Origin of the sequence: Streptococcus suis (assembly GCF_002964575.1) — a bacterium.
Lineage (GTDB): Bacteria > Bacillota > Bacilli > Lactobacillales > Streptococcaceae > Streptococcus > Streptococcus suis_R.
Genome location: NZ_POQQ01000089.1, coordinates 172766 through 182535 on the forward strand (window position 1 = coordinate 172766; position 9770 = coordinate 182535).

Annotated in this window: 12 protein-coding genes; all 12 read right to left on the reverse strand. The window is 41.9% G+C overall.

Going from position 1 to position 9770, the window contains the following annotated elements:
* Positions 1 to 12: 12 nt before the first annotated feature.
* Positions 13 to 153: a hypothetical protein gene (locus C1E58_RS12240; RefSeq protein ID WP_105210459.1), complete on the reverse strand. Its 141-nt coding sequence runs from the start codon at positions 151 to 153 to the stop codon at positions 13 to 15.
* A 98-nt stretch (positions 154 to 251) separates the two neighbouring features.
* Positions 252 to 986, reverse strand: coding sequence for a TraX family protein (locus tag C1E58_RS11780; protein ID WP_105210460.1), 735 nt, complete (start codon positions 984 to 986; stop codon positions 252 to 254).
* 12 nt (positions 987 to 998) lie between these two features.
* Positions 999 to 1136 (reverse strand): hypothetical protein, encoded by a 138-nt coding sequence (locus C1E58_RS12245; RefSeq protein ID WP_014637918.1) that lies wholly within the window; start codon positions 1134 to 1136, stop codon positions 999 to 1001.
* A 137-nt stretch (positions 1137 to 1273) separates the two neighbouring features.
* Positions 1274 to 2440, reverse strand: coding sequence for an ATP-grasp domain-containing protein (locus C1E58_RS11785; protein ID WP_105210461.1), 1167 nt, complete (start codon positions 2438 to 2440; stop codon positions 1274 to 1276).
* A gap of 20 nt (positions 2441 to 2460) precedes the next feature.
* On the reverse strand, positions 2461 to 3207 hold the full coding sequence (locus tag C1E58_RS11790) for an esterase family protein (protein WP_105210462.1): 747 nt from the start codon (positions 3205 to 3207) through the stop codon (positions 2461 to 2463).
* Between the two features lie 27 nt (positions 3208 to 3234).
* Positions 3235 to 4059, reverse strand: a complete 825-nt coding sequence (locus tag C1E58_RS11795) for an alpha/beta hydrolase (RefSeq protein WP_105210463.1) — start codon at positions 4057 to 4059, stop codon at positions 3235 to 3237.
* A 91-nt stretch (positions 4060 to 4150) separates the two neighbouring features.
* Positions 4151 to 5179 carry a DNA glycosylase AlkZ-like family protein gene (locus C1E58_RS11800; RefSeq protein ID WP_105210464.1) on the reverse strand — a complete coding sequence of 343 codons (1029 nt, stop codon included), beginning with the start codon at positions 5177 to 5179 and terminating at the stop codon, positions 4151 to 4153.
* 77 nt (positions 5180 to 5256) lie between these two features.
* Positions 5257 to 6591, reverse strand: coding sequence for a methylenetetrahydrofolate--tRNA-(uracil(54)-C(5))-methyltransferase (FADH(2)-oxidizing) TrmFO (gene trmFO / locus C1E58_RS11805; RefSeq protein ID WP_105210475.1), 1335 nt, complete (start codon positions 6589 to 6591; stop codon positions 5257 to 5259).
* A 209-nt stretch (positions 6592 to 6800) separates the two neighbouring features.
* The gene (locus C1E58_RS11810) at positions 6801 to 7109 is read right to left on the reverse strand and encodes a DUF4298 domain-containing protein (RefSeq protein ID WP_105210465.1); all 309 of its coding nucleotides are present in this window, start codon (positions 7107 to 7109) and stop codon (positions 6801 to 6803) included.
* Positions 7109 to 7756 carry a pyroglutamyl-peptidase I gene (gene pcp / locus C1E58_RS11815; protein WP_105210466.1) on the reverse strand — a complete coding sequence of 216 codons (648 nt, stop codon included), beginning with the start codon at positions 7754 to 7756 and terminating at the stop codon, positions 7109 to 7111. Before pcp ends, C1E58_RS11810 begins: the two co-directional genes overlap by 1 nt.
* Positions 7731 to 8519, reverse strand: coding sequence for a class I SAM-dependent methyltransferase (locus C1E58_RS11820; protein ID WP_105210467.1), 789 nt, complete (start codon positions 8517 to 8519; stop codon positions 7731 to 7733). The genes pcp and C1E58_RS11820 overlap by 26 nt, the downstream gene beginning before the upstream one ends.
* A gap of 55 nt (positions 8520 to 8574) precedes the next feature.
* A complete protein-coding gene (gene ifs, locus C1E58_RS11825; RefSeq protein WP_105210468.1) occupies positions 8575 to 9444 on the reverse strand; it encodes an NAD glycohydrolase toxin immunity factor in 870 nt (289 codons plus the stop codon).
* Positions 9445 to 9770: the final 326 nt, after the last annotated feature.

The following is a 9770-nucleotide window of genomic DNA, read 5'->3' on the forward strand; positions in this document are numbered from 1 at the left end:
AGTTTCCTCCCTCTAGTATGCCATAAATCGCATCGTTTGCAAATCAAGTGCTAGCTCCTCTAAAAATTCTGCTTGTTCCAAGAGTTCAGCTTTTTCCTTTTCTGAGAATACCTTTTCTTCCATTTGCTTGGCTTGTAAAAATTTGAATGACATGTGATTTCCTTCTTTCTGTTTCTTATGAGTCTATTATAGAAAATATTCTATCTGCCTTCTCTTACAGTTTTGACCTGAAAACTTACAAGATTGTAAGGTTAGATAAAGTAGGCAATGGTTGCCAGTAGCCACAAGTGCAGCGGATAGAAAATGTAAAAGAAATAGCGTGAAAATGCTGTGCGGGGCCCTGCTTGTCCATTATAAAGACTTAGAATTGGCAAGACCAAGATAAATAACCAGTCAGCATTGTAGAGCATCATCTGGATGGTCATTCCAATGCTTTCATAAGGCTGATAGGACAAAAATAGTAACAATAGGGCCAATATTCCATAAGCGATGTTGCGTTTAACTAATGATTTGCGTCCCATATATGTAATGAGGATGAAGGGCAAGACCACAGTGCCGCCTTCTGTTAAAAAGGCACCTAAGATAGTCAGCAGTCCAACCGATAGGATTTGAACGATTTGTTGCTTTCTACTATGTTCAGCAAAATTTCTAAGACAAACCAACATGGTTAGACCAACAGCTAATGTCAAAAAGATATTGTTACCGATGTAAATATCTTTTGATTGGTAAAGACTGTTTATCAAAACATTTCCAGTGGCCATCAGCCCTGCTGCACCATATAGTCGCAAAAGATAGTTTTTGACATTTCTCGTATGAAGATAGCCTTCAACCACCATGTAGGCAAAGAAGACTGCGACACAGCGAGTCATCATGTGAAAGACCATGCCAAGTTGATTTGGGATAAAACCTGGAATGATATCCAGATGATCCAGAACCATCAAGCCAGCCATAGCCAGTTTCAGTTGATAAGCATTGTAAGTTTTCAAAATAATCTCCTCCTAATACATCCAGTTGCGGTGCAACAATTCATGTTCCAGTTCAAATAAAAATTCAGCTTGTTTTTCTTGCTCTTCTAAATGGTTGCTTTCTTGTGATTTATCAAACATTTTCTTGGCTTGTAAAAATTTGAATGACATATTTTTTCCTTCTTTCTGTTTCTTATGAGTCTATTATAGAAAATATTCCTCCTGTGCTCTCTTACAATTCTGATTAAAAAACTTACAAGATTGTAAGCAAGAAAAAAGACACCATTTCTGGCATCTTTCAATCTATTCTATTTTGTTAAACCAATGTAGGCAATCATTTCATCCAACTCTTCCTTGCTCTCTGTCACAAGGAGGTAGGCATCATTTCCTTGCAATTCTGCAAAGGCATCTGGCATGCGTTTGACGGTTTTAATCTTACCAGCGAATTTCTGATGAATGTCATCTGCAGAGTGAACATAGTCAGTTGTATCACGACGAGTTGCTACCAAGCAGTATTGTGGTTCAAATCTACGTTCCTCAACTGTACCACCTGTTGCAACATTGGCATAATCACGGAAAAGATCAATGGAATGGGCGTAGTTATAGGCTTCAACTGTGAAACCACCTGCCATGCGGTTATTATATTCGATGGCAATATAGTCATCACCTTCCTTGAAAAATTCAATATGGAAGAAACGTTCTCTCATACCAAATGCCTTGATAATAGCTCTGCCATATTCCACCAACTTAGGATCCAGCTCTTTCTCGATAAAGTAGGCATTGTCCTTCTTGGTTTGCATCAACTCAAACGGTGTGTGAGTATAGGTCAAGCCTGTTTCAAAAATAACATTGCCGTCATGGTCTAACAAACCATCATAAGTAGTGATAATACTTGAATTGACGAATTTTTCAAAGAAATAGACAGTGGTTCTATCCCAGTTTTCAATAAACCGATCAAAATCTTCCTTATTCTCGATTTTGAAAGTCCCAGATGCACCGACACCATTGTCTGGCTTAGCAATCATTGGAAAACCAACATTCTTCAAAGCTCTACCAAAGTCACGTTCTGTTTTGACAACAACACCAGGAACGACTGGAACTCCTGCTTTTTTGAAATACTTTTTCATTTCAGACTTAAATTTAGTCTTTTTCAGGTGTTTGGGTTTGGCTCCAAAGATATTAAATTGTTCACGGAGGGCCGCATCATTTTCCAACCAATGCTCATTGTGGGATTCTACACGGTCAATTGGACCATGTTTGTAAATCAAGAAAGCCGCTGCACGCTTGACTTCATCGATATTTTCCAAATCTTCCACACGGAAATATTCTGTCAAAGCATTGCGGAGTTCTTCAGGCAATTGTTCATAGGGTTCTTGTCCAATACCTAGAACAGTAACACCTTCTTTTTTAGCCAATTCAATGGTAAATGGTTGGAAATTTTCTGGATAAAAAGGGGAAATAACGAGATAATTCATAGGCAGTCCTTTCTAATTTTTTATAGTCCGATGGAGTGAAGGAAGAATGGCATTTGCTTTCTCCACCATACCCAGTCGTGAGCCACATCGGTGCCCCAAGTATCAAACCAAGCTGGGATATTTTTCTCTTCAAATGCACGTTTCAGATTGTAGAAAGAGTCTAAACCATCTTGTTCCCAATCGCCCAAGCCTGTGCAGACAATGATATCTGCTTGGCGGTATTTGTCGATAAACCAACCATCATTTTGGTTCCAGATATAGTCTGCTGGTGAATTTTGATAAACAGCATCATCATGCCCATAGTCGTGGTTATTGTTAAAGAAACGTGCGTCGTAAACACCGGATAGTGCAATAACTTTTGTAAATACATCTGGATGCTGGAGGAAGAAATTTAGCGCGTGATAAGCTCCCATCGAGCAACCAGTCGTCATCATACCATCAAACCAACCAGTCTTATGCTTGATAAACGGAATAGCCTCTTCAATCACATAACGCTCATAGGCACGGTGAGCCTCTGCCTTGTCATGGATGGATTTCCAATCCGCCAACCAGCTTTCTTTATCATGACTGGTTAGAGTGAAAAATTGGACATTGCCAGCCTCAATAGAACCACGGCAGGCTTCAATCATACCAAAATCCGCATATTCATTGTACGAACCGCCTGATGAGGCAAAAACAACCACAGGAATACCCGCGTGACCATAACGGTTGACATTCATTTCACGACCGAGATTACCTGACCAGTGACTTAAAAATTCTACATGCATATTCATTCTCCTAACTAATTCTTTACATTACCATTTTTCGCTTAAAAAGCGCAAGCAATCTGGCAAAGAAGCTGCCCAAGCTTCTTCGTTGTGGACGGCACCGGAAACAACTTCCAAGGCGATATTGTCCAAATCAACCCCACCTGCTATCAATTGACGGTAGTAAGTTAGCGAGGAATTGATATAAGATTGCTTGATATTTCCTGCCATCAGCGTTTTATCTGTATCATCTGCTTCTTCTGTTCCAACGTAGATATAAACTCGTTGGTCCTTATCCAGTACTTGTCGCTCAATGTAACGGTCAAAGGCTTCTTGATGGAGCCAGTTAGCTGATGAAAATACTCCCAGACATCCGATTTGGTCCTGATAGGCCAATCCCATAAACTGAGTGATGTTGCCACCAAGTGATGAGCCAATCATAGCTGTGTGGCTCTTGTCAGACTTGGTGCGATAGGTATTGTCAATAAAAGGTTTGACCACATCCATAACAAATTCGGCATATAACGTACCCTTACCACCAAACTGAACACCAGGAATACCCATCTCGCTAAACTTCCATGCAGCGTATTCGTGCATACGTTCGGCACCATCATTGTCAATGGCCACAACAATCATCTTTGCAATATCAGGATTTCGCTTGATTGTTGGAATGACTTTCCAAGAATGCCCTGAAAAGGCTTCTTTACTGTACAAGACATTTTGCCCGTCATGGAAATAGACAACAGGGTAGGTTTTATCCGTATCTTCCTCATATCCTTTTGGCAATAAAACACGGACACGGCGTTTTCTAGCAGTAAAGGGCACTTCCAATTCATGGGTTTTCATATCCAAATAAAAGTAGGACTTGTTCATAGACATCTCTTTCTAAACAGTGTTTTTAGTATTATACCATAGATTTTCTGAAATATTCAGAAAATTTAGTTATTTTACGTCATTTTTCGGATTATCCGAACAATTTTTGCTCAGTTTTCAAGCGTTCCTCGTAGACTCGACGGTAACGTTCCAGTTCTTTCAGTTCACGACTGGTCAGATTTTCAAAAATAGCCAATTCAATCCTGTCCTTATTACGTCGCCAGGTCGCAACCAGTCGTCCCTTGTAGAAAACAACTGGTTTGATAATGCCTGTCAGCGTATAAATCTGCCGAATATGCTTGGGATCAAAGAAGGGATTGGCTTTCTTTTCGTAACCTAGCAAAAGTTGGTCAAAACCTGCAATGAAGAGGCAATTTGGCACTTCTGCTTCTTCTAATTTTCCTAGATAGAAGCGTTCTTCCCCTGCTACTTCAATAGTTTTCAAATCCAATTGTTTCATCCAATCTAGCACCGTAGATTTATTTTCCTTGAAGTAGTAACGGGCATCCGCTAAGCTGACAGGACCAAAACCTGAAAAATACCGCCGTGCGATTTCCAGCTCTGCTTTTTCCCGTGAAAGTGGCTGAAAGTCTGTCAGGCGATGAAAACGTTTGGCACCGTACTCCTGATAGACTTCCCCACGCTCGACCATGTAGCGAAAAAGGCCGCCCCAAGCGCTGAAAACCTGCTTCTCCTCTACCTGCGTCATTTTTTCCGCACGACAGAGGATTTTCAGCTCCTCGCGGGTCATAGGGGCTTGTTCCAAGGCTTCTAGGATGAGCCGATGATACTTCTGCTTGGTTTGAGGTGAAAAATCATCGCGACCGACGGTTTGAAGATAGTCGGTACTAGCCATCCGCCCCTCGTGGATATAGAGAGGAATTTCCGACTTGAGATAGGCATGAACCGTTCGCCGAATGGACCACTGACGAGTCAGCTCCTCCTGCCAGCTCCCCTCATGAAAATCCTCCGCTGTCATACGGTTACGAAATCCGACATGAACATAGGGTTGAAACTGAGCCTGTAAACCATTGAGATTTTGGCAGATTTGCTGGACAGACTGAGGGGCTAATAAGCCCTGCTTCTGCAAGATAATCCCCTTCCAAGTATCGTGATTCATCGTGTTTCTCCTTCGGTTTTCTAACCCCAGTATAACACAAAAGACACCCGAAGGTGTCTGATGATAGTCTAAATATCTTAGTAGCCCAAAAACTCTTCCAAGTCCTTAAGGGAACGCTCTGCTATTGCCTCATAACGCTCCTTCTTGTCGCGGATACGTGGCCCATCCAGCTCCTTGATAATGCCAAAGTTGACATTCATAGGCTGGAAGTGCTTGCTTTCGGTGTGGGTGATGTAGAATGGCAGAGCTCCGATAGCTGTGGTCTGTGGGAAGATAACTGGATCTTCGCCACGGAAACGGCGAACAGCATTGATACCGGCCACTAAGCCAGAGGCGGCAGACTCGACATAGCCTTCTACTCCTGTCATTTGACCGGCAAAGAACAGATTTGGATTTTTCTTGGTCGCAAAGGTCTGTTCCAATAAGTTTGGCGAATCCATGTAGGAATTACGGTGCATAACGCCGTAGCGGACAAACTCAGCATTTTCAAGCCCTGGAATCATCTGGAAGACCCGCTTCTGCTCACCCCACTTAAGATGAGTCTGGAAGCCAACAATATTGTAAAGGCTACCTGCTGCGTTGTCCTGACGGAGCTGGACAACTGCGTAAGGAGTCTTGTATTCGCCATCACGTGGTCCCTTGTAGTCTTCTGGGTATTCTAGACCAACTGGCTTCATTGGGCCATATAGCATGGTTTTGATACCACGTTTGGCCATGACTTCAATGGGCATACAGCCTTCAAAGTATTTTTCTTTTTCAAAGGAGTTGAGCGGTGCTTCCTCAGCAGAAATCAAGGCCTCATAGAAAGCGGTAAACTGTTCCTTGTTCATCGGAGCATTGAGATAGGCAGCCTCACCCTTGTCATAACGAGACTTAAGATAAACCAAGTCCATGTTAATGGTCGAGCTATCGACAATCGGTGCTGCCGCATCGTAGAAGTAAAAACCGTCGCCACCATTGAGTGCGTGAATTTTTTCTGCCAAGGCATCAGACGTCAAAGGTCCCGTCGCAATGACTGTAATAGCATCCTCAGGAATATCCGTAATCTCCCCGCGAATGACCTCAATCAGTGGATGATTGTGAATTTCATCTGTGACCGCTTGGGAGAAATTCTCACGGTCCATGGCCATAGCACCACCGGCAGGAACACGGTGAGCCTCTCCAGCACGCATGATGATGGAATCCAAGCGACGCATCTCTTCCTTGAGCAGACCGACAGCGTTGGTCAAACTATCACCACGGAAAGAGTTGGAACAAACAAGCTCCGCAAACTTGTCGGTCTTGTGCTGGGGCGTTGGTTTGACACCACGCATCTCGTAGAGTTTAACAGGAATGCCACGCTTTGCAATCTGATAAGCAGCTTCAGAACCGGCCAAGCCAGCTCCGATAACGTTAATGTGGGTTTGAGACATGAAACTAATACCTCTAGCCAGAAGACTGGCTACTGTTTGGGAATGACCCAAAACAGAACCTTTCTAAATTTTAATACCTATCCAGTATATCAGAAAATGGCTAGAAAAGACAAAAACTACTCTCATGGAGATGAAGGTAGTTTTTGTTTACGTAATAAAAGTTATGTAAATAACTGTGTCTATAACTAGCATAGACTTTCATTATTGCATTAAACGTCCAATAAAGCCGCACATTCTCTTAGCTTATCTACTAATTCTTTTCTATCTACAAGCAGATTATAGACACCATCTTCACTCAAGACACCGCAAGGTAGATTTTTGAATTCCCCTCTATCAGCCATATCCACATCTTCTAAGAAGGTCGAACTTTGGTAATAGTCCAGCAATTCCAGATAAGCTGGTTGGCTTGTTTTGACCTGTTCTAGAAGGGATTGCAAGTCTGAAATGAGCTGGATTTGGGAATTAAATATTTTTTCCATCTGTTCAACACGCTGTCTGCTTTGCCATTTTCCATCCATCAATGCGTCGCCCCTCCAACAGTTTTGATGTCTTCCTTGTCCGCATAGGCTACAATGGCTGAAATGGCCGCTTCTATCCCTTTGACTATCACCTCAAGGGACATGGACGGAACACCTGGCTTGTCCAAGACCTGCTCAGGAAGGTAGGGGATATGGAGGAAGCCTGCCTTAGTATTAGGAAAGGATCTTTCAGCCAGATATAGGGCCTGATACATGAGATGGTTGCAGACAAAGGTGCCTGCAGTGTTAGAAACCGATGCTGGAATGCCAGCAGAACGAATGGCTTCTACCATGGCCTTGATAGGCAGGGTAGAGAAATAGGCCGCTGGGCCATCTGGACGGATGGTTCTGTCAATTGGCTGCTGACCTTCATTGTCAGGAATGCGAGCATCATCCTGGTTGATGGCCACGCGCTCGGGTGTCAAATCTACACGTCCCCCTGCTTGTCCAATGCAAAGCACTGCATCGGGTTGATATTCTGTCATCTTCTCTTCCAAAACACGAGCAGCCTTATCAAAAACAGTCGGAACTTCGACAATCATAATCTCTGCGCCTGCTATGGTACGAGGTAAGGCCTTGATGGTTTCTAAAGCTGGATTGATAGCCTCACCACCAAAGGGATCAAAACCGGTTACTAAAATTTTCATCGTTTCCCTCCAAAATGATTTCTCCATAATGAAATTTTTGATTAGGTCTGACATGGCGTCTAAAACCAAATTTTTCAAATACCTGATCTCTAAAATGAGCCTTGATAATGATTTTTCTTCTGGCCACACGCCTGCATTCTTTCAAAAAATCTTCAGACAGGGCCGAATAATTGGCTAAAGGTTTCAGACCATTAAGATTATCAGATTCCTTTATATCCTGCGAAAACATGGGATCCAGGTAAATGACATCAACTGATTGATCGGACTGCTCTTTCAAATATGTCAAACTATCTGTCCAAATTGTCTGAATAGACCGCATGGCTTGATTAACCGCTTCATTGCCACTATCAAACTCTTTCAGGCCTCGGCTCACCATAAAATGAATAAGCTGTGAACTTTCCAAAGCTGTCACCTGATGTCCCGCACTAGCTAGGACAATACTATCAGAAGCCAGCCCCATGGTACAGTCCAGGACGGTATGTTTATCAGGTCCTAGCAATTCCAAAAGCGGATCCCTTCCAGACTTGATACGCAAGATAGCTGTGTCAGGGTGGAAAAAGAAGCGTTGTCCATTTTTTTCTTCCAACACTAGCTGGTCCTGATAAACCACAAGCACCGCGTCAGCTTCTGTTTCTGCTAGGATGGACTGGACTGACCTCTTACGACGGTCTTGATAGTCTAGATTGAGCTGCTCTGCTATTTTCCTAGCCTGTAAGATCAGGTCATGGTTCATTCGAAGACTGGTTGTGACGATTATTTTCATAAGTCTATTGTACCAGAAATACTGAAAATGTAGTCTTCATTTTGTAGAAATAACTCTACTTTGGCACAACAACCTTCAAGCAAATATCTGTCGGCTGTAATACTTTTTGAACTTGCACAAGGAAAGCAAGACCATTGTCTGATGGGGCATACTGAAAAGTCAGGTTGATAACTTTTTCTGTAAAGTCATCCCCGTAGCTGTCCACATACTGCTTGCTTTCGATAAAGTGAATGTAGTTGTTCAGCTTTTCTTGGAGTTTGAGGAGGTGTTGTTTTTCTAGTGGTTTTCGCCATTTGTTGCTATCTAGCAATAACATTTCCAAATGATTTTCTATAACTCCTATAGAATCAATTTTGGTTGGATCAAGTTCAATCGGAAAAATTTCTTCAAGAGATGGGACTACTTGGGGTTTGTTGGCTAATTCCTTAAGCTTATTCATAATCCTATCAATTGTTGTTTTGTCATACTCAAGAAATTCTGGTGTTTCACTCATCCAAGCACAAACCGCTCCATATCGAACCGATTCTGTTTCCAAAGGCATCTTGACAACTTTTTCAAAAAAAATCGGAACAAATTGTTCAAGTTCAATAATAAAAGGAAGGTTATTGTAGCTACTTAATAACCATTTCTGAATTTTAAAATATTGAGAGACCTGATACAATTTATTTATCTCACCACTTGCTACAAAATCTTTTAGAATATTTTCTGTGCGGCGAACGATATCTCTATCTCCCTCTTCATACAAAGGAAACAAACAGTATCTTATCAAAACCTCCATATCTGTAATACCTTCAAAGAAAGATTCTCGATGACGAATCATAAATTCGCCATCACCAAGAAACACTTCATCCTCTTTACCTTCTCTTATGGCTTGCTTATATTTCTCAAGTTCCCAACCTGTTTTAACTGGCTGATAGTCTTTCATTAATTATTACCTCCTACCCATTGGTTTATCCGAACAATCCCCTCTGTTGGATAAGTCTGACTTGTAGTAACATTAGGAATAAAAACATTAGGAATAAAAACATTAGGAATAAAAACATTAGGATTTTTTATTTCATAATATCCCTTTTCTGCATAGGAGGAACCTTGACTGGAAAAACTAGGAATTGTTTCGACCTCATGCTAAATAGTTTGTGTAATCTCTGTCGCCAACTCTGTAATGCGCAAAGCATGCAAGAGGGGTGATAAATTGCAGAGCTACTCTCCTGTTTTCAAGAGTGAAGTAGGATTGGGTGATTCTAACTCCAT